Here is a 20,794-nt window from a genome sequence, read left to right on the forward strand (position 1 = left end):
CGAGTAAAAAAAGGCCAGCAATTGCTGGCCTCATTTAGATATTATTACATGACTCGCATGCCTGGTTTTGCACCATCATGTGGTTCAAGGATATAAATTTCATCCTTGCCAGGGCCAGCTGCCAATACCATGCCTTCAGATAAGCCAAAGCGCATCTTACGAGGCTTAAGGTTAGCGACCATAACAGTTAGTTTACCTATTAGCTGCTCTGGGCTGTAAGCCGATTTGATACCCGCAAACACTTGGCGTTGAGAGCCACCTAAATCTAGCGTCAGCTTTAATAGCTTGTCTGCTTTTTCAACGTGCTCAGCATTGATGATTTTCGCAACGCGTAAATCAATTTTGGCGAAATCGTCAAATTCAATTTCATCAGCAATTGGATCTTTTTCCAATTCACCGTTTGACTCTACAGCCACCGCTTGGCTTTGCGGTGCAAGGCTTTCTTTGGACTCTTCCAACATGGCATTCACTTTATCCATTTCAACTCGCTGCATTAGGGCTTTGAATTTGTTAATTGGGTGACCAAGTAGTGGTGTTGCTACCGAATCCCACGTTAGCTCGTCGTTTAAAAACTCGCTTACGTTTGCAGCCATGCCCGGAAGAATAGGGCGTAGGTATGTCATTAACACTTTGAAAAGGTTAAGACCAACGCTGCATACTTCATGTGCTTGCTCAAGGGTACTTTCATCTTTAGCAAGGACCCAAGGCGCTTTGGCATCAATATACTGGTTTGCTTTATCAGCGAGCGCCATGATTTCACGAACTGCACGTGAATACTCACGGTTTTCGTAATGAGCTGCGATGCTGTCGCGTGCAGCTGCGAATTCAGCTAGAAGCGCAGGCTCTGCATTTACTGTGCTGAGCTTGCCGTCGAACTTCTTAGTGATAAAGCCGGCACAACGACTGGCAATGTTCACTACTTTACCGACTAAGTCCGAGTTAACTCGTTGCGCAAAGTCTTCAAGATTTAAATCTAAATCAGTGATGCCGCTGTTTAGCTTCGCAGCAAAGTAGTAGCGAAGGTATTCAGGGTTTAAGTGCTCAAGGTAAGTGCGCGCTTTGATGAATGTACCTTTAGATTTTGACATTTTCGCGCCGTTTACCGTCACGAAGCCATGGGCAAATACATTCGTTGGTTTTCTAAATCCTGCACCTTCGAGCATCGCTGGCCAAAATAGGCTGTGGAAATAAATGATGTCTTTACCAATGAAATGATATAGCTCAGCGTCAGAGTCTTGTGACCAGAACGCATCGAAATTGATGCCAGATTTGTCACATAAGTTTTTGAAGCTCGCCATGTAGCCGATTGGTGCGTCTAGCCATACATAGAAGTATTTGCCTGGTGCACCTGGGATTTCAAAACCAAAATAAGGTGCATCGCGGCTGATATCCCACTGCTGTAGACCATCCGCAAACCACTCGTCTAGCTTATTTGCCATCTCTTCTTGGATTGAGCCTGAACGTAGCCACTCTTTGAGCATGCCTTCAAATGCAGGCAGATCGAAGAAATAGTGCTCCGAATCACGTAATACAGGAGTTGCTCCCGACATGGCCGAGCGTGGAGACTTCAACTCAGTAGGTGAGTACGTCGCACCGCAAACATCACAGCTGTCGCCATTTTGATCTTCAGCACCACAGCTTGGACAAGTACCCGTCACAAAACGATCCGGTAGGAAGATTTCTTTCTCTGGGTCGAACAACTGTGAAATCGTGCGCTTTTTAATGTAGCCACCGTCATTAAGGCGGTTGTAGATTAATTCGCTGAGCGCTTTATTCTCATCAGAGTGCGTACTGTGGTAGTTGTCGAACTCAATGTTAAAGTCGGCAAAGTCGCGTTGGCGCTCAACACTGACATTCGCGACCATTTGTTCTGGTGTAATGCCTTGTTTTTGGGCGTTAAGCATGATTGGCGTGCCATGTGCATCATCAGCGCACACATAGTAGGCTTCATGTCCTTGCGATTTTTGAAAGCGTGCCCAAATATCCGTTTGAATATATTCAAGTAAGTGACCTAGATGTGTAGGGCCATTTGCATAAGGCAATGCGCTTGTAATGAGAATTTTTCTCTTAGCCATAAAGTGCTCATTCCATCTCAGATAGGGTTTCCCAAATAACTAAACCTAGCACGTACATTAACTGCGAAGTTTACTTACCTTGGGTGAATAGACTGGTGTTAATGCCCCAAATGTTACATAATTTGGCGGCACATTTCATTACGCTTCTTTAATTATTTACGCAGTTATTATGTTTGGATTTGGCTCAGGAAAAAAACCGTCTTTGTTTTCAAAACAAACTTCTGAAAAATGGCAAGTCCAGTTTCAGCAGTTGCTGCTTCAATATCGCAGTGTAGCGCTGCCCGTTGGAGTACCAAAAACGGCAGTTCAAGCGAGCAGTTCTGAATCTCAGTGTCAGTTACAAATGCCTTTTGCCTGTGCACAAGAAGCGCCAAGTATCAGCGAATTTTTAACCCAAAAATTGGACCGTGAAGTCAGTGTAGCAATTGACGTAGCGCTTACGGAAACACCTCGCTTCGCTCAGGTAAAGCACATTATACTAGTGGCCTCAGGTAAAGGCGGAGTGGGTAAGTCGACGTGTGCGGTGAACCTTGCTAATGCGCTGCACTATGAAGGGGCTAAAGTCGGTATTTTAGATGCCGATATCTATGGTCCGTCTATCCCTTTATTGCTGGGGCTGCAAGGGCAAAAGCCCAAAGCCTTAGACAACAACACCTTGTTGCCTATGCAAGCGAACCACCTTAGCGCGCAATCTATCGGTTTTCTAGTTGACCCTGATGACGCTACTGTGTGGCGTGGTCCGATGGCCTCGCAAGCTTTGATGCAGTTGTTGAATGAAACGCAATGGGGTGAGTTGGATTACCTTATTGTCGATATGCCTCCGGGGACGGGTGATATACAACTGACCATGTCGCAAAAAGTGCCTGCATCTGGTGCCGTTATTGTTACAACACCACAAGATTTAGCGCTTGCAGACGCCCAAAAGGGTGTTGCGATGTTTAATAAGGTGAACGTGCCTATTATTGGTTTAATAGAAAACATGAGCCAATTTGAATGTCCTCATTGTCATCAATCCAGTCCTATTTTCGGACAAGACGGAGCAATGAAGCTATCACAGCGCTATGGCGTGCCTATTTTGGCTGAATTACCGCTTTCTATGGAAATTAGGACAAGTTCTGAACAAGGCGGTGATCTTCATAACGAACATCCTCATATCGCAGAGCATTTTGCCCAGGCTGCACGGTTGTGCGCCAGTCAAATTTATTATCAACACAGCGCTACTCAAGGCGTTGAAATCATTTTTACGGACGATTAGTCATGCGTTTATCAGATACACATATAAAAGAATACTTACGCTCACAGCGCATTGTTATTACCCCAGAACCAAGTGAGCAAATGATTTCAGGTGTCAGCGTTGACTTGCGATTAGGTGATAAGTTTCGCGTATTCCAAGATCATTGTGCGCCATACGTTGACCTTAGCGGCCCTAAAGAGCAACTCAATGCCGCGATGGAATCGATCATGAGCGATGAAATCGTAATCGCTGACGGCGAAGCCTTTTTCCTGCACCCAGGTGAACTGGCTCTCGCAATGACCTATGAGTCGGTAACACTTCCTGCTGATATTGTTGGCTGGTTAGATGGTCGCTCGTCATTGGCGCGATTAGGTCTTATGGTGCACGTAACTGCGCATCGTATTGATCCGGGTTGGTCGGGTAATATCGTGTTGGAATTTTATAACTCAGGCAAATTGCCATTGGCCTTGCGTCCGAATATGAAAATAGGGGCATTGAGTTTTGAAACTTTGTCGAGTCCAGCAGAAAAGCCTTATAACGCCCGTGTAGATGCGAAGTACAAAGGTCAAAACAGTGCATTAGCAAGTCGAATTGGCGACGAAGGCGAGCAATAAAAGACCCTCTATAAGGTACGTTATTGGACAAATTATCTAGCACCCCCATACTTTAGGAAACTCTAAAGGAGGTGCTGGATGCAGTTTCTAGGGCGAAGGTCGGTTCATTTTCAAGCTATTTTGTTGATGATAGTGGCGGCTGCCTGTGTGTTGAGCACCCATACCTTCGCTAATGAATCTACAGCCATTACAGCTCAGTTTATTTCGAGCGAACAGCGAATGAGCGTTGCTGATGCTGTAGAAAACGATTTTTCGTCTGCGCAGCATCTCAACCAACATGAGGTCATACTGCTGCGTCCAGATTTGGATTACTGGTTCAAGGTTGAGCTAAATCCGAGTCAATGTCAGGGGCAAGTGTGCTACCTGTTGTCGCATAACCCATCTTTACTGCACATCAACTATTACGCCTTCATCGAGGGACAGCTGGTCGCTGACTCAGCGAGCGGCAGTATGTCGCCTGATCCTGATCGCTATTTGGGCGCGTCAATGCCTATTACTGGCGATGAACTCCATACTGTGTTTATTAATATACGCAGTGAACGCATGGCCTATTTTAGCTTCGATTACCTCAATGATTTAGTCTTTCAATCAAAACAACAAGAACAATGGTTGTTGTGGTTTGCGTTTGTGGGCTTAATGTCTGGCTTTTTAATCTATTGCGCAGCAATGTGTATCGCTTATAAAGAGTCGGTGTATGGTTTCTTTGCACTATATATAGCCAGCTCAACGATACTTTTGCTTGTGCAAACAGGTATCACCAAATTGATCCTGCCCTATATGTTGCACTCTTTCTTACTGCAATATATTGGCTTATTGGGGAGCTTATCAGGCGTTTCCATCCTGTTGTTTTTGGCGAAAGTGTTGCGTATTGAGCGCGATCATCGAGTCTATCATCACATCGTTAATGGTTTAATGATTGCCTGTTGCTTACTTGCAGCTTGTTCGCTATTTCTGCCCATTGCTATGCAAATGGTTGCTATGCGGGTATTGGTCGGCTTGATATTAATAGTCGCGATTACTTTAAGTATTAAGAGTAAGCATGATGAGCGTCGTGATTGGTTATTGTTCTTAAGTTGGTTTCCATACGTCGGCGCATATTGTGCGATGATTTGGCTATTTGTCGCACCGTATCCCAACGGTATCTATATACATGCGATGTTTGCCATAGCGACAATGGCAAATTGTATTCTTATTGGCATAGATTTTACTATTCGCGAGCGCCGGTCGCTGAACAAGCACAGGCAACAGGTATATTGGGATAAAGGTACGGGGCTGCCAAATAAACAGCTCTTTTATAAAGTGCTGCACTTGATTCAATCCCCGAATTTGACGTTGATAATGTTTAAACCAAAAGGCTTAGTGGAAGCGCGGGCTAATTTTGGTATCGATCATTCAGATAACTACATTAAAAGACTTATCGAGCAAACTGAGAAACAGCTTGTGGGCTTACCCCTTGTTGCGCTCAGCGAGGAGCACTTCATATGCCGCTTCAGTGATGATATTTTTGCACTGGCGCTAGATGGTGATTTAGAAATCAGCACTATTGAGCAAACCGTATGCGTAGTGAATGCGGTCTTTAATGAGGGTGTCGCCATCGACAATACGCATTTTATCGATCAAGTAGATTTTGGCGTTGCTAATATCCCTATCCATACTAATTCCAAGCAACAGTTGGTGCGTTTTGCCATGCAAGCGCTTTATCGTGACAAAAATAGTAATCAGCGCTGGCACATGTATTCGCCGGAAGATTGTATTCGCTCGCAAAAACGTTTAAGCCTAGCCTCGGATTTACGCGTTGCTATTGACCGTGAGCAGTTCCAAATACATCTGCAACCACAAATCGATCTTATTACCGAAGAGGTTTACGGCGCTGAAGTACTTATCCGTTGGTTTCATCCTGAGAAAGGCATGATCAGTCCCGTAGAATTTATTCCGATTGCTGAATCTGCTGGCTTGATCTCGGAAATTACTGAGTGGGTGATCACCGAGGCGATTAAAACCCAAGCTCAAATTCTCGAACAGCGACAAAAGCACGTGATTTCCATTAATATCTCAGGCCGTGACCTGTCAAACCGCGCTTTGCCTTCACATATCTTAAGTGTGTTGCAAGAGTTTGGTGTACCGCCGAGTAGCATCATGTTGGAGCTAACCGAATCATCGACGATAGGTGGTAAAAAGAGTGCGATCAGTATGTTAAACGAATTTCGGCAAGTCGGGGTGCAGATCGCCATTGATGACTTTGGTACGGGTTACTCATCTTTAGCCTATCTTAGTTATTTAGGCTTCAATGAGCTCAAGATTGATAAACAATTTGTCAGTAATATTGCTAATTCACCAAAAGATCAGTCTATCTGTCAGTCAACCTGTGGACTGGCCGAGAGCTTACAAGCAACGGTTGTGGCCGAGGGTATCGAAGATATAATCGAAGCTCAATATATGGCGGGCTATGGTTGCCAATTAGGGCAAGGTTACTATTTTGCCAAGCCTATGCCGGTGGAAGATTATTACGATTGGGTCAATTTGGACCACGACTTTGGCTTATTGAGCGTCCTAAAGTCGAAAAATATTGGTTAAAACACTTGGCCATTTCCTGTGCTTCAAGGGCGTTGGGGTATGCGCCTAACTTCGCCAATTCACTTTGTTTGGTGCCACTGACCAAGTATTGATTTTTGATTGTTTGACCTTGAACATAATGCTCAAACGCACGCGCACTTAATTCCTCAGGCATGGCAAAGTAAAACTGCTTTGCACCCGCGTCTAACTTTGAACAGCGCCTCACAAATTCTGAAGGTTGGGCCAGCGAGGAGTCTAAAAACAATTTAGCAAAGAGTGTCAGCAAAGGTTGGTTGACTGGGTGTTCGTTAACATCATTGCGCGTTAACCACAATTTGCTGGCGAAGTCTTTGGGGCGAACGTTATCTGTGAATAGGAATGGGCAAATGTAGTGATCAAATGCATGCCACCATTCGTGGGCGAGGGCGCCGCTGCCAGCGTGCTTAGCAAGTGCTAAAGTGCGCGTAGCACCGTGATAGTGTGCTTGCACACCCAACTGACCTCCTTGACCGAACGCAAGAGTAAGGGTTTGCCGTAAACCAATCACCTCAGGTGGGATTGCTAAAATTTGCGTTAAGTCTGCAAGTGCATCATAGATCAGATTCGCAGCGCGCTGACGTTCTTCAGTATTAACCCATTTACCCACACTAATTGCTTTGAGGCCAAAGGTGGCACGTACCTCTGAGAAATCAACGTCGACACCGAAACGATAGTCAGGGCCATTACGGTATTTGCTGGCCATCAACCCCGTCATAGTTCGTAACGACTTTTAACGTGCTCAGGCATGTGTTGAGTTTGTACTTCCACGAAGCCATCGAGCAGCTTAAACAGAGGGGCAGTGTCTAATTGTTCTAACTGTTGCAAACAATACGCGGTGGCCTCAAGTGTCGATAGGCTGTTTTCACGATTCGCTTTGCGAATGCGATAACGACTGCGTGGCACATTTGCAAAGCTGATGCCCTTTATCGCATGTAGCCAAAGGTTTTGCTGCCATACTCTGTGCACCTTACTCCACGTCCCATCCAAGACAATGATATGCTTAATAACAGACTTATCGGCAATGTTCATAGTTTCTAGCGGGGTAGCGCTTTGGCTCGGATACAGTACGGCACAGTGCAAAGGGTCTAATGCTGTGACTTGGGAAAAATCACCTGGAACTTCTCCTACACAAATGTGTGCTTGCTGCAGCGCCAGTTGCAATAGAGGCGTGGTACTTTTGGCCTGAGAAGCTTCATGGGGATGCTGTAGAATCCAAACATTAATCTCGTTATTCACACTCTGAACGAAGCGACACACACAGCTGCTGATTGGATACTGGCACTGTGAACAAAGTGGACGAGTCATGAATTGAGCCTAGATTATTGCATGGTGTAGTACATTGTAATGGTTTTAGTTATTTGCTCCAAGGTATCCATTTGCTATTCTCAATAAATACAAGTGAATAAATGAACGTAGGAAGTGCTCTGCATGGAAATTAAAATTGATGGTTCGGCATTGGCAGCGATGCAAGGATTATTGGGGGATCAGTTTGAAGATACATTGGAGTTCTGCTTCAGTGAGTTTTCACGTTTGCATGGTGCATTCGAACAAAGCCTCAATAGTGATCACAGTGAAGCGATTAGAAGTATTCACAGCCTGAAATCAAACGCCGCACAGTTCGGTGCCACCACACTTGCTGACACCGCGCGTGAGATTGAGCTGGGCCTGAGCAAAGGCGAGCATCAGCATTTAAAGCCATACATTGAAGCACTGCCAGCGACAATCGAAATGAGCATCGAACACATGAAACAATGGCAACAGCAAAGTTGAAATAAATTCATTGATAACTGTTCGTAGCGTATAGCAATTTTGCCCTTGGACCGATAATCTAACGGAACAATTATCACAAGGGTTAAAGCATGTCAGAAATACTCAAAAGCCAGAAGTTGCACGGCGTTTGTTACGATATTCGTGGGCCAGTTCTTCGCGCGGCCAAAGCAATGGAAGACGAGGGCCAAAAGGTTCTCAAACTGAATATCGGTAACCCTGCCGCCTTTGGCTTTGATATGCCAGAAGACATGCACAAAGACATCATCCGCAACCTTAGTTCCGCACAAGGTTATTGTGATTCAAAAGGTCTGTATTCAGCACGAGTAGCTGTATATCAACATTACCAGCAACGCGGTCTGCACAATTTAAGCATCGACAACATCTTTATCGGTAACGGTGTGAGTGAGCTTATCCAAATGGTGACACAAGCGCTGGTAAATAATGATGATGAAATTCTGATCCCTTCCCCTGACTACCCGTTGTGGAGTGCCTGTGTCACGCTCGCTGGTGGCAAAGCGGTTCATTATCGTTGCGATGAAGAACAAGATTGGTTTCCTGATATCGACGATATTCGCAGTAAAATTACGTCTCGAACCAAAGCCCTGGTGCTTATTAACCCAAATAACCCGACCGGAGCGGTATACAGTACGGCGCTGCTGCATGAGCTTATTACGCTTGCGCGTGAGCACAACTTATTGCTGCTAAGTGACGAAATCTACGAAAAAATTCTTTATGACGACACCCCGCATTGCTCGATAGCCTCGTTGTGCGATGATGTGCCAGTGATCACTTTTAATGGTTTGGCAAAAACCTATCGTGCTGCGGGCTTGCGCATTGGCTGGATGGTTTTAAGCGGTCCTACCAATCGTATGAGTGATTTAATACAAGGATTGGATATGCTTGCTTCTATGCGTTTGTGTGCCAATGTGCCATCGCAATATGCAGTGCAACAAGCCCTTGGCGGTGTGCAGTCCATCGATGCGTTGATTCAACCGGGCGGACGTCTATACGAGCAGCGTAATATTGCTTGGCAAGGGCTCAATGATATCGAAGGTGTGAGTTGTGTGAAGCCAAAAGGTGCCTTGTATGGTTTCGCCAAAGTGGACACCAAACGGTTTAACATCACTAATGATGAAACGATGGTGCTGGATTTACTCAAACAAGAGAAGATTTTATTAGTGCATGGCCGCGGTTTTAACTGGCCCGAACCAGATCATTTCCGAATTGTGTTTTTGCCGCACAAAGACGAACTAGCGCCAGCTATGCAGCGCATAGGGCGATTCTTTGACCGTTATAAGCAGAGTTAACGCCATCAAAAATGTGCGAGGTGCATCATGCTGAAGTGGCTATGTGCGGCTTTAGCTATGGTCGCCTTTGCACTCAATTCTTTATTAAATCGTGAAGCCCTAGCGGGTCTGCATTTGGACTCGTGGAGTTTTGCGTTTATTCGCACTTTTAGTGGCGCAGTTATGCTGTTGATTTTGGATAAAATCATTCCCGTTAAGCGCTCCTATAACGCGGTGCAAGCGAGCATAAGCTGGTGGGGAGCAATTGCGCTAAGTACTTATATGCTTGGTTTTTCATTGGCATATGTGCAACTTGATGCGGGAATTGGTGCACTGCTGTTATTCAGTGCGGTGCAATTTACCATGATTGCTTATGCTGTGTTTGTTGCCAAAGAACGCTTTTCATTGTGGCAGTGGTTGATGCTTGCAGCGGCTTTGGGAGCCTTTGTTGCACTTGTTCGCCCAAGCAACGGTGCGATTGCGATAAGTGGTGCTGCGATGATGGTCATCGCTGGTGTAGCATGGGGTGTTTACAGCATTTTAGGTAAAGGGGCTGAACCTCGCACAGCAACGAGGATACACTTTACTCGCTCAGCTTTGATAATGATGCCGATAGCTGCGGTGGCCTTATTATTTTTTGACGACAGAGTGTGGACAGAAAAAGGCTTCATGCTCGCGGTTACCTCTGGCGCCATCACCTCAGCGCTAGGATACAGCCTGTGGTATTTCGTTGTCGCGCGGATAAAAACAAGCCAAGCATCCATTATGCAGCTCAGTGTGCCCCCGATAGCACTGGTACTTGGGGCACTATTGTTGCAGGAGCGTTTAAGCCAAGATACGATTTTTCTGTGTGCAATATTACTCGGTGCCATCTTGGCCTTTACTTTGTTGCGTTATCGCCAATAGACCAGAGGCTTGCTAGCCTAAAGGCGGGCAAATATTAGTAACATACTTGGCATACAAACGTTCGAGATCAGCCAAAATGCTTTCTTGCCCACCGATTTGTGTGCTCTTAATCGCATCAGCAATCGCGTCCACACTTTGCCATCTGAGCATGTGCGAGGCGCTCTCTAAGTGACTCAAATGCCAAGGTTCGGCGGCAACGCCACCTTGATAACGATGATAAGGTCTAAAAAAACCAAACTCAGACATATTGTCATCGAGCCAACGCGTTAATGCTGCAAATGGCCCGTTTATTGCGTATTCATCAGCATTGAGTTGTAGCTCGTATCCCTTGGCTACAGCACTGGGATCCCATACGTCCATGTCGGTACCAAAGTGGTGTCGGCTGGCGCCGGGTAGGGCTGAGAATAACATGATTGCTTCAATGCGTTCGCTCTCGTCCAGTAACGCAATATCAATCTGATTTTGTTCAATATCATAAACAGGGCGAAGACCTGAGAATTTATTGTTCCAAATCATCGCTTGGCGTTCAAAAGAGCGAAATGATGAGGCGATGGTGAGGTCAATGCCATCAGCTTGTGCGCGCTGTTGCATACGCAAGAAATCATCAATCGCGCTATTGTGCAGCATGTAATTGTTAACGTGTGCGAGGTGGGCGTCGCTGCGCCCCGTGGCACAATAAGCTAAATTCATGTTAGTAATTGCTTCAATATCCCTTCGTAGATTAAGGCAAGCTTATCTAAGTCTTCACAACTTACGCACTCGTCTACTTGGTGGATAGTTGCATTGCGTGGACCAAGCTCAATAACCTTGGCGCCTGTCGGTGCGATAAATCGACCATCCGATGTGCCGCCACTGGTTTGTAACTCTGCTTCGTAACCCATTTCATTACGAATGGCACTTTGCACTGCATCAATCAATTCACCCGGTTCAGTGATAAACGGCTGGCCATTGTGAATCCATTTTAAATCATAGCTGACTTGATGCGCGTCAAGCATGGCGATAACCCGTGCTTTGATTTGTTCAGCAGTTAATTGTGTGCTGTAGCGAAAGTTAAATTGCACTTCAAGCTCGCCAGGAATTACATTACCGGCGCCTGTGCCTGCATTAATATTCGAGATTTGCATGCTGGTCGCAGGGAAAAAGGCATTGCCGTCGTCCCATTGCTCTTGGCAAAGAGCCTGTAAAAAAGCACTGGCTTGATGTACGGGGTTATTAGCAAGATGCGGGTATGCAACATGGCCTTGCTTGCCTTTGACCGTTAAATACGCTGTTAGCGAGCCTCTGCGGCCGTTTTTTACAACGTCTGCTAACTTGTCCGTTGATGACGGTTCGCCAACGATACACATATCGATTTTTTCATTGCGCGCTTCGAGCGTATCAATAACACGAGTCGTGCCATTGATAAACGGCCCTTCCTCATCTGAGGTGATAAGAAACGAAATAGAGCCTTTGTGATCAGGATGCTTGGCGACAAACCGCTCGGTAGCGACCACCATAGCGGCAAGAGAGCCCTTCATATCCGCTGCACCACGACCATGTAAATACCCATCATGTTCCGTTGCGGCAAACGGGGGGAAATGCCATTTTGCTTCATCTCCTGTTGGCACCACATCGGTGTGCCCAGCAAAGCAAATATTTGGCTGCGAATCGCCGCGTCGCGACCACGTATTGAGCGTATCAACGAAAAACATGGGCTCGTTTTTGAATCCCACTTTGGCCAATCGCTCAGAAATAACGTGTTGGCAGCCAGCATCATCGGGTGTTACTGACGGGCGGCGTATTAGCTCTTTGGCTAGGGTGATCACATCACTCATCATCAGGCCTATGCGCTTAGCGCGTCGTATTCAGCGGCTTTGTAGCCAATTAGCGAGTGATTGTCGCTTAGTAGAATAGGGCGCTTAATAATCGCAGGGGATTCAAGCATTATCGCAAGCGCGGATTCTTTATTGATATTTTGTTTTTGCTCATCGCTCAACTGGCGAAAGGTGGTGCCGCGTTTGTTCAACATGGCTTCCCAACCAAAGATGTTTTCAAGTTTTGTAAGTAATTCAGCGTCTAAACCTTGTTTGCGGTAATCATGAAAATTGAATTCAAGGTTGTTGTTTTCAAGATGTTTTTTAGCTTTTTTAATGGTATCGCAGTTGCTGATACCGAAAAGAGTAATAGTCATAATAATTAGAATACTTAACTGACGAATAAAAGTGGGTCATTGGCTTCAACTTGCTTGTGGCAAAAGTAGATGCGTTTTGACGCCGATGTGTTGGTGACAATGATAGCGGCGGTCGGCGTTGATTTAAACTGCCTTAGGTCGAAATAGGCAATTTCTTCACCTTGTTTAACGCGTGTGGCATTAATGTAATTCAGTTTTGCCTTGTTGGTGATGGTATCTTCCTCGAGGTACAAGTGCACCATAATGTGTAAACCGTTACTGGCTTTAAAGCGCCATTGCTTGGCGCCTTGGCAAACATCTATCAGTTGGCCATCGCAAGGTGCCACAAGGCGGTGGCCACGCATTTGTACACACACACCTGAGCCTAGTAGTCCCAGCGACATCAACGCCATAGGCGCTGCACTTAAAGGGGAAACACTGCCACTGACAGGGGAATAAATGATTTGGCTTTTTGGAATGTCACTAGCAACACAAAATTCAGCGGGTAAGTTCATGAGCGAACTGTGTATCCTTCTTTCTTTAATGAAGTCATGGCGTTTTTTGCTTCTTTACGCTTGACCAAGATGTAATCGGTATCAAAGGTTGAAATAGCGAATATCGGGATATTTGCCGCTGCAAGTACACCAGAAATATTAGACAAGATACCCGTTAACGAAAAGCCCAACGGACCGAGTACCTCAAAGGCAACCCACCCAGGCTCTTGCTCTAAGCTATCAAGTTTGATGTCGCTGTTGCAAACGATGGATAGTTCTTCTGCGGTTTTTCCAACAAAATACACTTCGCTTCTGAAGATTGCCGATGGGATCTCTGACAAACTATCGAAGCTATGAATGGTGAAATCGTGTGGGAGTAACTGAAGCGTTTGTTTAGCCATACAAATCCCCTTTGTTCTACTTCTGTTATACCTAAATTATATGCACTTATCCACTGTAAGTTGCTCACATTTGCTGTGGATAAGTTTGGGGGTAGCATGGTTAGTTGTCTATAACTTAATGAATTAAATAGAATTTCCATGGTTGGGTGTTTATTGATCAACTTGATGCTGATTATTGCGCCACGAGAAATAAAAAAGGCACGAATTGTGCTCGTGCCTTTTCAAATCGAGGGCTTAGTTGGGCTACTTAGTATCCGCTTGGATCGCCGTCAACGCGATGGTATAAACAATGTCATCCACCAAGGCTCCGCGGCTTAAGTCGTTCACAGGCTTTCTCATACCTTGCAGCATAGGGCCGATACTGACGAGTTCAGCACTTCGTTGAACTGCTTTGTAGGTAGTATTGCCGGTATTGAGGTCCGGGAATATGAATACCGTTGCTTGACCAGCAACAGGGCTGTTTGGCGCCTTTTTACGTGCTACGTTTTCCATGATGGCAGCGTCATACTGTAGAGGGCCATCAATGATTAGGTCAGGGCGCTTTTGTTGTGCTAACTCTGTCGCCTGCCTTACTTTCTCAACGTCTTCACCTGCACCAGAGCTACCGGTGCTATAGCTAATCATAGCAACCCGGGGTTCAATGCCAAATGCCGCTGCAGAGTCTGCTGATTGAATCGCGATATCTGCTAATTGCTCGGCCGTTGGATCTGGGTTGATGGCACAATCGCCATACACCAGCACTTGATCGGGAAGTAGCATAAAGAATACTGACGACACCAACGATGAGCCAGGCGCTGTTTTAATTAATTGCAATGGTGGACGTATGGTATTTGCTGTGGTGTTTACAGCACCTGATACTAAGCCATCGACTTCGTTAACCGCCAGCATCATGGTACCAAGCACCACATTGTCGAGTAGCATTTCTTCTGCAATAACCTCGGTCAAGCCCTTGCTCTTACGCAACTCAACCATAGGCGCAACGTATTGATGCCTGATTTTTTCAGGGTCAACTAAACGCATGTGCTCGTTGAGTTCGACCCCTTGCTGCTCAGCAATACGAGTGATCTCAGCTGGGTCACCTAATAACACGGTGTTGGCAATGCCACGCTCGCCACAAATTGCTGCTGCTTTAATAGTGCGTGGCTCTTCACCTTCGGGCAAGACAATCGTTTTGTGCGCTTTGCGCGCTTTGTCTGTTAGCAAATAACGAAATGCCGGTGGCGAGAGTTTACGGGTTTTCTGCGACTGTTCAGCGAGCGAGTCTAGCCAATCAGAGTCAATAAACGTAGCTTGGTGAGATTTCACTTTGTCTACGCGTTGTTCGTCATCACAGGGCACTTCTAAATTAAAATTGTGCAGCAACAAGGATGTGCGCCAAGTATCGTGCTCGGTCGCCAAAATAGGCAGACCTGTTTGCTCCATCGCTTGATAGCATAACTCCATGATACGTGGCTCTGGCTCAATTCCGCCGGTCAGCAAAATGGCCCCGATTTTCGTACCGTTCATTGCTGACAAGCAGCCTGCAACCAATACATCAGAGCGATCCCCAGGGGTCACTAGTAACACCCCGGGAGAAATGTGATTCAATAAGTTCGATACGGTACGTGCACAAAAAGTAACGCGGCGTAGTCGGCGGTGCAGTAAATCACCTTGGTGGATAACGCGAGCGCCAAGGTATTTGGCCAAGTCGATGCCTCGCGGTGCCACTAGCTCAAAATCCCAAGGAATGGTTCCGAGCAACTGAAAAGGGTGCTTACGAAACAGTGGCATTGAAGCGAGTCTGTTGATTTCGTTTTCAAGCATATCTGGGTTGTATTGTTCAACTAAATCCGCTCGGGCACGACCTTGCTCATCCAACGGCGCATTCACTTTGTTAAAAATACAGCCAAGCACACGTGGGTGAGCAACTCCACCATAGTTACCTGCGGCAATTTCCAACTTGTCTTCTAGTTCTTCTACTGTGTCGTTACTCGGTGTGACAACGAAAATGATGTCTGCGCCAAGCGTTTGCGCAATTTCTCGGTTCACGCGGCCAGCGTAAGGCTGGTTTCTGGTGGGGACCATGCCTTCGATAATGGCGATTTCTTCGTCCTTAATACCGCTTTCGAAGCGCTCAACAATTTCTTCTAATAGTGTGTTACCTCGGCCCGTACCGATCATATTTTCAGCGTAGGATAATGAAAATGGCTCTGGAGGATTAATGCTTGAACCGATTTTCACAATTGCCGTAGATTTCTCTGGGCCACACTCACCTCGACGAGGCTGAGCGATGGGTTTGAAAAAATTGACCTTTAACGCTTTTTGTTCAAGTGCGCGTACTAAGCCCACTGACACCGACGTTAAACCTACGCCCGTAGACACAGGGATTAACATAATGCGACGAGACATGCTTATACCTCCTGCGCCAAACGCGCCGCGTCTTGGCAAATCATCCATTCCTCATTGGTTGGGATGACCAGTGCTGTAATTGGGCTTGAATCCGTTGTAATGATGCCGGCGTTACCAAAACGCGCATCTGTATTTTTTTGCGCATCAACTTGCCAACCTAAGAAGCTCAAGTGTGCTAGCACTTTGGCGCGAATAATATCTGAGTTTTCGCCAATGCCTCCGGTAAAAACTAGGGCATCCAGGCCACTTAGCGGCACAAGGTAAGCGGCAATTTGTTTTGCCAAGCGATAACAGAAGATATCCAGTGCCAACGTCGCTTGTTCATGACCATCAAGGTAAGCTTCTTCAATCGTACGACAGTCATTGGATAACTCACTGATCCCCAGTAGGCCGCTTTGTTTATTTAGCATAGTACTGACATCCTCTGCGCTGTAACCAAGTTGAGCTGTGAGGAAATCGAACAAGCCAGGGTCTATATCGCCGCTACGGGTTCCCATCACCACACCTTCAAGTGGTGTAAGGCCCATGCTGGTGTCTACACTGACACCATTTTTAATCGCACACACAGAACAACCGTTGCCCAGGTGAGCGGTGATAATACGATGTTCGTCGGTTGGTAAAGCTAAGGCCTTGGCCGCTTCAGCCGATACAAAGTTATGGCTAGTGCCATGGAAGCCGTAACGGCGAACGCCGTGCTCTTTATATAATGAATAAGGAAGCGCATACAGGTAAGCATGCTTAGGCATAGTTTGGTGAAATGCAGTGTCAAACACCGCAACTTGCGGCAGAGCAGGGAATGCAGCCTGCGCCGCCTCAATCCCTGTTAAGTTTGCCGGGTTGTGGAGTGGTGCGAGCTGCGCGGTTTGTTCGATGGCCGCCAACACCTCATTGGTGATGACTTGAGAACCAGTGAAATGCTCGCCGCCATGCACTACACGGTGGCCAACCGCAATGATATTCTCTGCCAAGGCACGCTCGTTTATGAGGGCTACAAGTGTATCAATTGCGACTTTGTGATCGGCATTGTAAGGTAATGCGTTTTGATGTTTTGAGCCGTCGATTTTATACTTAATGGTGGCATCATCGTTAAGTAGGCGCTCCGCTAAACCAGTGAGCAGTTCTTCGCCGTTTTCGGCATTCATTACTGCAAATTTTAGACTGGAGCTGCCGCAATTTAATACAAGGACGTGTTGTACAGACATTTGGTGGACCTGTGGTTGAATATCAATGTTTGAGACCCCATTTATTCCAAGTCTAGCGCATTATTTCGTGTCCATACTTGGCAATGAACGATGTGCAAAAATAGACTAAGGTATAATTGAAGGGGCCTGTATATTTTACCTTAAATTTCGACAGAAAGTTAGTTGTAAGGGGCGTAAATGCAAAAAAGTCTTATTTCACAAATGCAGCAAGGATACAGCTATGCAAAACTGTGGCCCGCACGACGCGAGCTAGCGCCTCTGTTCGTTGAAAACAGAGTGACCAGTGCAACGCTTTTTGCTGTAAAGGTGATGCCGGCTGTTGCCATTACCAGCTTAGTCATTCAGTTACAGTACCTAGGCACCGATTATGCAGCACCTGCTTTGGCATTCGCTTTGCTAATTCTGTCGCTACCTGCACAAGGACTTTTGTGGTTGGGTAAGCGAGCGTCCTCGCCACTGCCACCGTCTATGGCATCTTGGTATAAAGAGCTATATAGCAAAATGGTAGCGAAGGGTTATGAAGGAGCGCCAGCAAAAGCCAAGCCTAGATACCTAGAGTTGGCTCATTTACTCAAAGATATGTTTGAAAAAATGGACAAGGCGTTTCGTCAAGAGCTCTTTTGAAACACGCTGAGGTAAAACTCAGCTTGTACAGTGAAAGAGTGCCTTTGCGCTAATTCGGTCAGTTGTTCTAGGCTGAACTTCCACGCGAAAGGCGTCATGAGGCTCAGGTCTTTCGCCGTATCCCCAGACAGCACTAACTCTTGCGTCAATAAGTCTTGCGAGACTCGAACAAACCCTTGTGGTGTTTCGATTTCTTGGTGCGCTCTAACTTCGTTGTAGATGATTTCTTTCAATTCTTTTAGATGCATTGGTCCCGGTGACACCACTACCAGATAGCCGCCATCGACCAGCAACCTACTACTTTCTTGCGCAAACACTGGCGCAAATACGCTTGTTACCACTGAACAGCAGTGCTCAGATAAGGGTATTTGCTTACTAGATGCCACTGCAAATTCGCACTCTGAGTAACGTTTTGCCGCATAGCGGATCGCCGGTTTGGCGATATCAATACCAAAAACTTGGCCAGTCTGGCTGAGTTGCTTGGCTAGTTCGCTGGTGTAGTAACCCTCACCGCAGCCCATATCAACAATATGAGTACCATCTAGATGCAGTGAAGACACCTTGCGTGCTAATGCATCTCGTAAAAAGGAATAATGTTCATTGTTTAAAAAACGACGACGAGCTTGCACCATGTCTTGGTTGTCACCAGGTTGCTTCGATTTCTTAAACTGCACTGGCAATAAATTGATATAACCTTCTTTGGCATAATCAAATTGGTGACCCTGATGGCACAGCAGACTGGAGCCTTGGGATTGCAGTGGACTTTGACATAATGGGCAGCAATAAGCACTCATTGGGCGAGGTATTCCTTATCGTAAAATGTGCGTACCCAATGGGGACGATAAATAATTAAGATGGTCATAGCCATACCGCTGAGCATCGCTTCTGGAAACCAAATAAGGGCACACAATATGATGTAATTATCTAACAGGGTAGTCCAATCATAACTGCCTATTGCCCAAAAATAGGTTGCAGTGACAACTATTTTTAAGCAGTTCGCTAAGGCCGCGCACAGGAAACTGCAAATAAATACATAAACAAACAGGTGCCTTGGCAAGGTGTGGTACACAAAGCTAAACACCGCATAGCTAAAATAGATGGGGATGAATGCTGTCGTTATTACGTATACAGCACTGTGTTCCCAGCTAATAACCGAAAAGCTGGCTAGCAGAATTGTAGCGAGCAAAGCAGCAAGTGACGCGAGGCGCCAACCTAGAATCAGCGTTATGGCGGTCACCCCGAGAATATGAATGTCTAACCCAGCAAAGATGCCTGCTTTAATTCGCCACAGTAATGCCAACACGAGTGCGCAAGCGAAAAGCCCAGTTTGGCGCGCGGGGCGGTGCAATAATCCTTGTAACGTTGTTTTATTGATAGTCAGTATCAAGATAACGACGAGGATGATATAACTGGGCAACATGACTTAACCCTCGAAGGTACTCCAAACGGGGGCGTGATCGGACGGCTTATCAATGCCTCTTAATTCATAGTCTATACCGCTGTCTTGGAGCGTTTTCGCTAGTGACTCAGTGGCGAGGATAACATCAATTCTCAGGCCTCTATTATCGTCAAAACCTTTGGAACGGTAATCAAACCACGAAAATTGGTCATCTACGTCTGGATAGGCTTGCCTAAAGGTGTCAACAAAACCCCAGTTAAGCAAAGTTGCTAACCATTCGCGCTCTTCAGGTTGAAAAGAGCACTTGCCCGTTTTTAACCAGCGTTTCATGTTGGGTTCGCCGATACCGATATCAGCATCAATAGGCGAGATATTGATATCACCCATCACGACCAGTTTGGACTCAGGGCTGTATTCGTTTGTAAGCTCGTTCATCAAATCTGCATAAAACTGGCGTTTATATGGAAACTTAATTTCATGGTTGATGTTATCGCCTTGCGGGAAATAGCCGTTAAGCACAGTGACATCTTCGCCTTTAGCGTTTTCAACAGTGACGGCTATCATGCGTTTTTGATGCTCGTCATTATCAGTTGAAAACCCCTTTTTAACCATTTTGGCTGGCTGTTTGGTAAGCATGGCTACACCGTAATGCGCCTTTTGACCATGAAAATAGACGTGATAGCCCATAGCTTCAACATCTGCAACAGGGAACATCTCGTCATGCACTTTGATTTCTTGCAAGCCAATTACGTCCGGCTGATGTTTGTCTATAAGCGCTTGGAGTTGGTGTAATCGAGCACGAATACCGTTGATGTTAAAAGAGATAATTTTCATTGTTCGAGTCCCTTTGCAGACTTTCTTAAGCTGATTGAGCGCAGTATATCAACCTAAGGATAAAGTAAAAGGGAGCGGGTTCCATTTGATAGAAATATCTCATATTGCAAGGGGGAGCGGTGACGAGATGCAATTTCAGTCCCGTGCGATAAAGACCCTAAAAAAGGTAAAGTGTTAAATTAACTGTAAATGGTAATAGCGACTGGTTTTTGAATTGTTAACCTTAAAATATATTTTGTATAGAATAAAAAATGCATTTGACAGGGGTTTTTGTGGCTATAAAATGCAGATCGTTTTTTAACCACCCGTTCAAATTGTGGAGTAGTCCTATGTTCAAATTTGCGACTGTATTATTACCAGTTGTGTTTGCTTCAACTGCAATCGCTAGCACAGGCAATCAGTATTTTGCCAAAAATGATTCAGTTGAATCTCAATTATGTGCAACGGCAGCGAACAGCGGTTTGATGGCTGCTAAAGTTGAAGGCCAGAAACACGGTATTAAAATCAGCCGAATTTCTTCTAGTCTTTACTGCAATGGTCAAGATATTCGTGATATTGCAAAAAAAGTGGAAGTTGTAAAAGTGGTTGAACAAGGGCCAACAGTAAACCTTTATGCGAAAAACACAGCGCACGATACGAAACTGTGTATTGCCGCTGCTGAAAAAGGTTTAGCCCGTCTGGCGTTTCACGGTAAGCGCGTGTCTGATCTTAAGTGTAACGGTCAGCCAGTAGAAAAGTTTGTTGAGCAATACGGTCAATCTGCGAAGTAAATTCGTAATGTACTTATTTTCATTAACGTGTTCCCACTCGCAGTGTTGTGAGTAAC

21 protein-coding genes are annotated in these 20,794 nt (G+C 45.8%); 8 read left to right on the forward strand and 13 right to left on the reverse strand.

The features are described from left to right. Positions 1–44 precede the first annotated feature (44 nt). Positions 45–2,075 (reverse strand): methionine--tRNA ligase, encoded by a 2,031-nt coding sequence (metG, locus tag V1358_RS00155; protein ID WP_347392199.1) that lies wholly within the window; start codon positions 2,073–2,075, stop codon positions 45–47. Between the two features lie 169 nt (positions 2,076–2,244). On the opposite strand from metG, the gene apbC reads away from it, so the two are divergent. From apbC to V1358_RS00170, 3 genes are all read left to right on the forward strand, one after another. Further along, positions 2,245–3,330, forward strand: coding sequence for an iron-sulfur cluster carrier protein ApbC (gene apbC / locus V1358_RS00160; protein ID WP_347392200.1), 1,086 nt, complete (start codon positions 2,245–2,247; stop codon positions 3,328–3,330). 2 nt (positions 3,331–3,332) lie between these two features. Continuing rightward, positions 3,333–3,923 (forward strand): dCTP deaminase, encoded by a 591-nt coding sequence (gene dcd / locus V1358_RS00165; RefSeq protein ID WP_347391846.1) that lies wholly within the window; start codon positions 3,333–3,335, stop codon positions 3,921–3,923. 78 nt (positions 3,924–4,001) lie between these two features. Next, positions 4,002–6,497 (forward strand): putative bifunctional diguanylate cyclase/phosphodiesterase, encoded by a 2,496-nt coding sequence (locus tag V1358_RS00170; protein WP_347392201.1) that lies wholly within the window; start codon positions 4,002–4,004, stop codon positions 6,495–6,497. On the opposite strand, the gene V1358_RS00175 is transcribed toward V1358_RS00170, so the two are convergent. Both V1358_RS00175 and V1358_RS00180 read right to left on the reverse strand, forming a co-directional pair. After that, positions 6,439–7,218 carry a CLCA_X family protein gene (locus V1358_RS00175; RefSeq protein WP_347392202.1) on the reverse strand — a complete coding sequence of 260 codons (780 nt, stop codon included), beginning with the start codon at positions 7,216–7,218 and terminating at the stop codon, positions 6,439–6,441. The two genes, V1358_RS00170 and V1358_RS00175, sit on opposite strands and share 59 nt — an antisense overlap. A gap of 8 nt (positions 7,219–7,226) precedes the next feature. Beyond that, complete coding sequence (locus V1358_RS00180) at positions 7,227–7,820, reverse strand: tRNA-uridine aminocarboxypropyltransferase (protein WP_347392203.1); 594 nt, start codon at positions 7,818–7,820, stop codon at positions 7,227–7,229. Positions 7,821–7,943: 123 nt separating this feature from the next. Between V1358_RS00180 and V1358_RS00185 the strand changes: the two genes are divergently transcribed. The 3 genes from V1358_RS00185 (at position 7,944) to V1358_RS00195 (ending at position 10,477) form a co-directional block, all read left to right on the forward strand. Further along, a complete protein-coding gene (locus V1358_RS00185; protein WP_347391850.1) occupies positions 7,944–8,285 on the forward strand; it encodes an Hpt domain-containing protein in 342 nt (113 codons plus the stop codon). Positions 8,286–8,374: 89 nt separating this feature from the next. After that, positions 8,375–9,592 carry a pyridoxal phosphate-dependent aminotransferase gene (locus tag V1358_RS00190; protein ID WP_347391851.1) on the forward strand — a complete coding sequence of 406 codons (1,218 nt, stop codon included), beginning with the start codon at positions 8,375–8,377 and terminating at the stop codon, positions 9,590–9,592. A gap of 27 nt (positions 9,593–9,619) precedes the next feature. Further along, entirely contained in the window at positions 9,620–10,477 is an 858-nt protein-coding gene (locus V1358_RS00195) for a DMT family transporter (RefSeq protein ID WP_347392204.1), read from the forward strand. Between the two features lie 12 nt (positions 10,478–10,489). On the opposite strand, the gene V1358_RS00200 is transcribed toward V1358_RS00195, so the two are convergent. The 7 genes from V1358_RS00200 to V1358_RS00230 form a co-directional block, all read right to left on the reverse strand. Then, complete coding sequence (locus V1358_RS00200) at positions 10,490–11,167, reverse strand: M15 family metallopeptidase (RefSeq protein WP_347392205.1); 678 nt, start codon at positions 11,165–11,167, stop codon at positions 10,490–10,492. Beyond that, entirely contained in the window at positions 11,164–12,294 is a 1,131-nt protein-coding gene (gene dapE / locus V1358_RS00205; protein WP_347392206.1) for a succinyl-diaminopimelate desuccinylase, read from the reverse strand. The genes V1358_RS00200 and dapE overlap by 4 nt, the downstream gene beginning before the upstream one ends. Positions 12,295–12,299: 5 nt before the next feature. Then, complete coding sequence (locus V1358_RS00210) at positions 12,300–12,647, reverse strand: ArsC family reductase (RefSeq protein WP_347392207.1); 348 nt, start codon at positions 12,645–12,647, stop codon at positions 12,300–12,302. A 14-nt stretch (positions 12,648–12,661) separates the two neighbouring features. After that, entirely contained in the window at positions 12,662–13,141 is a 480-nt protein-coding gene (locus tag V1358_RS00215; protein ID WP_347391856.1) for a PTS glucose transporter subunit IIA, read from the reverse strand. Further along, complete coding sequence (locus V1358_RS00220) at positions 13,138–13,521, reverse strand: ACT domain-containing protein (RefSeq protein ID WP_347391857.1); 384 nt, start codon at positions 13,519–13,521, stop codon at positions 13,138–13,140. The genes V1358_RS00215 and V1358_RS00220 overlap by 4 nt, the downstream gene beginning before the upstream one ends. A 243-nt stretch (positions 13,522–13,764) precedes the next feature. Next, the gene (gene pta, locus V1358_RS00225; protein WP_347392208.1) at positions 13,765–15,909 is read right to left on the reverse strand and encodes a phosphate acetyltransferase; all 2,145 of its coding nucleotides are present in this window, start codon (positions 15,907–15,909) and stop codon (positions 13,765–13,767) included. Between the two features lie 2 nt (positions 15,910–15,911). Next, positions 15,912–17,111: an acetate kinase gene (locus tag V1358_RS00230; protein WP_347392209.1), complete on the reverse strand. Its 1,200-nt coding sequence runs from the start codon at positions 17,109–17,111 to the stop codon at positions 15,912–15,914. Positions 17,112–17,288: 177 nt separating this feature from the next. Between V1358_RS00230 and yfbV the strand changes: the two genes are divergently transcribed. Next, a complete protein-coding gene (gene yfbV / locus V1358_RS00235; RefSeq protein WP_347391860.1) occupies positions 17,289–17,735 on the forward strand; it encodes a terminus macrodomain insulation protein YfbV in 447 nt (148 codons plus the stop codon). On the opposite strand, the gene rlmA is transcribed toward yfbV, so the two are convergent. From rlmA to xthA, 3 genes are read right to left on the reverse strand one after another with little or no spacing between them, the layout of a single operon-like run. After that, entirely contained in the window at positions 17,720–18,529 is an 810-nt protein-coding gene (rlmA, locus tag V1358_RS00240) for a 23S rRNA (guanine(745)-N(1))-methyltransferase (protein ID WP_347392210.1), read from the reverse strand. The two genes, yfbV and rlmA, sit on opposite strands and share 16 nt — an antisense overlap. Further along, positions 18,526–19,155 carry an energy-coupling factor ABC transporter permease gene (locus V1358_RS00245; protein WP_347391862.1) on the reverse strand — a complete coding sequence of 210 codons (630 nt, stop codon included), beginning with the start codon at positions 19,153–19,155 and terminating at the stop codon, positions 18,526–18,528. The genes rlmA and V1358_RS00245 overlap by 4 nt, the downstream gene beginning before the upstream one ends. 3 nt (positions 19,156–19,158) lie before the next feature. Further along, positions 19,159–19,968 (reverse strand): exodeoxyribonuclease III, encoded by an 810-nt coding sequence (gene xthA / locus V1358_RS00250; RefSeq protein WP_347392211.1) that lies wholly within the window; start codon positions 19,966–19,968, stop codon positions 19,159–19,161. Positions 19,969–20,297: 329 nt separating this feature from the next. Here xthA and V1358_RS00255 point away from each other — a divergent pair, with 329 nt between their 5' ends. Then, positions 20,298–20,738 (forward strand): exonuclease III, encoded by a 441-nt coding sequence (locus tag V1358_RS00255; RefSeq protein ID WP_347392212.1) that lies wholly within the window; start codon positions 20,298–20,300, stop codon positions 20,736–20,738. The last annotated feature ends 56 nt before the right edge of the window (positions 20,739–20,794 follow it).

Source organism: Pseudoalteromonas pernae, from assembly GCF_039831865.1.
In the GTDB taxonomy this organism is placed as follows: Bacteria; Pseudomonadota; Gammaproteobacteria; order Enterobacterales; family Alteromonadaceae; genus Pseudoalteromonas; species Pseudoalteromonas pernae.

What these genes read in the sequence shown, in the direction of transcription:
- metG (WP_347392199.1), bottom strand. Translation starts at nt 2,075, where the DNA reads ATGGCTAAGAGAAAAATTCTCATTACAAGCGCATTGCCTTATGCAAAT.
- apbC (WP_347392200.1), top strand. Translation starts at nt 2,245, where the DNA reads ATGTTTGGATTTGGCTCAGGAAAAAAACCGTCTTTGTTTTCAAAACAA.
- dcd (WP_347391846.1), top strand. Translation starts at nt 3,333, where the DNA reads ATGCGTTTATCAGATACACATATAAAAGAATACTTACGCTCACAGCGC.
- V1358_RS00170 (WP_347392201.1), top strand. Translation starts at nt 4,002, where the DNA reads ATGCAGTTTCTAGGGCGAAGGTCGGTTCATTTTCAAGCTATTTTGTTG.
- V1358_RS00175 (WP_347392202.1), bottom strand. Translation starts at nt 7,218, where the DNA reads ATGGCCAGCAAATACCGTAATGGCCCTGACTATCGTTTCGGTGTCGAC.
- V1358_RS00180 (WP_347392203.1), bottom strand. Translation starts at nt 7,820, where the DNA reads ATGACTCGTCCACTTTGTTCACAGTGCCAGTATCCAATCAGCAGCTGT.
- V1358_RS00185 (WP_347391850.1), top strand. Translation starts at nt 7,944, where the DNA reads ATGGAAATTAAAATTGATGGTTCGGCATTGGCAGCGATGCAAGGATTA.
- V1358_RS00190 (WP_347391851.1), top strand. Translation starts at nt 8,375, where the DNA reads ATGTCAGAAATACTCAAAAGCCAGAAGTTGCACGGCGTTTGTTACGAT.
- V1358_RS00195 (WP_347392204.1), top strand. Translation starts at nt 9,620, where the DNA reads ATGCTGAAGTGGCTATGTGCGGCTTTAGCTATGGTCGCCTTTGCACTC.
- V1358_RS00200 (WP_347392205.1), bottom strand. Translation starts at nt 11,167, where the DNA reads ATGAATTTAGCTTATTGTGCCACGGGGCGCAGCGACGCCCACCTCGCA.
- dapE (WP_347392206.1), bottom strand. Translation starts at nt 12,294, where the DNA reads ATGATGAGTGATGTGATCACCCTAGCCAAAGAGCTAATACGCCGCCCG.
- V1358_RS00210 (WP_347392207.1), bottom strand. Translation starts at nt 12,647, where the DNA reads ATGACTATTACTCTTTTCGGTATCAGCAACTGCGATACCATTAAAAAA.
- V1358_RS00215 (WP_347391856.1), bottom strand. Translation starts at nt 13,141, where the DNA reads ATGAACTTACCCGCTGAATTTTGTGTTGCTAGTGACATTCCAAAAAGC.
- V1358_RS00220 (WP_347391857.1), bottom strand. Translation starts at nt 13,521, where the DNA reads ATGGCTAAACAAACGCTTCAGTTACTCCCACACGATTTCACCATTCAT.
- pta (WP_347392208.1), bottom strand. Translation starts at nt 15,909, where the DNA reads ATGTCTCGTCGCATTATGTTAATCCCTGTGTCTACGGGCGTAGGTTTA.
- V1358_RS00230 (WP_347392209.1), bottom strand. Translation starts at nt 17,111, where the DNA reads ATGTCTGTACAACACGTCCTTGTATTAAATTGCGGCAGCTCCAGTCTA.
- yfbV (WP_347391860.1), top strand. Translation starts at nt 17,289, where the DNA reads ATGCAAAAAAGTCTTATTTCACAAATGCAGCAAGGATACAGCTATGCA.
- rlmA (WP_347392210.1), bottom strand. Translation starts at nt 18,529, where the DNA reads ATGAGTGCTTATTGCTGCCCATTATGTCAAAGTCCACTGCAATCCCAA.
- V1358_RS00245 (WP_347391862.1), bottom strand. Translation starts at nt 19,155, where the DNA reads ATGTTGCCCAGTTATATCATCCTCGTCGTTATCTTGATACTGACTATC.
- xthA (WP_347392211.1), bottom strand. Translation starts at nt 19,968, where the DNA reads ATGAAAATTATCTCTTTTAACATCAACGGTATTCGTGCTCGATTACAC.
- V1358_RS00255 (WP_347392212.1), top strand. Translation starts at nt 20,298, where the DNA reads ATGTTCAAATTTGCGACTGTATTATTACCAGTTGTGTTTGCTTCAACT.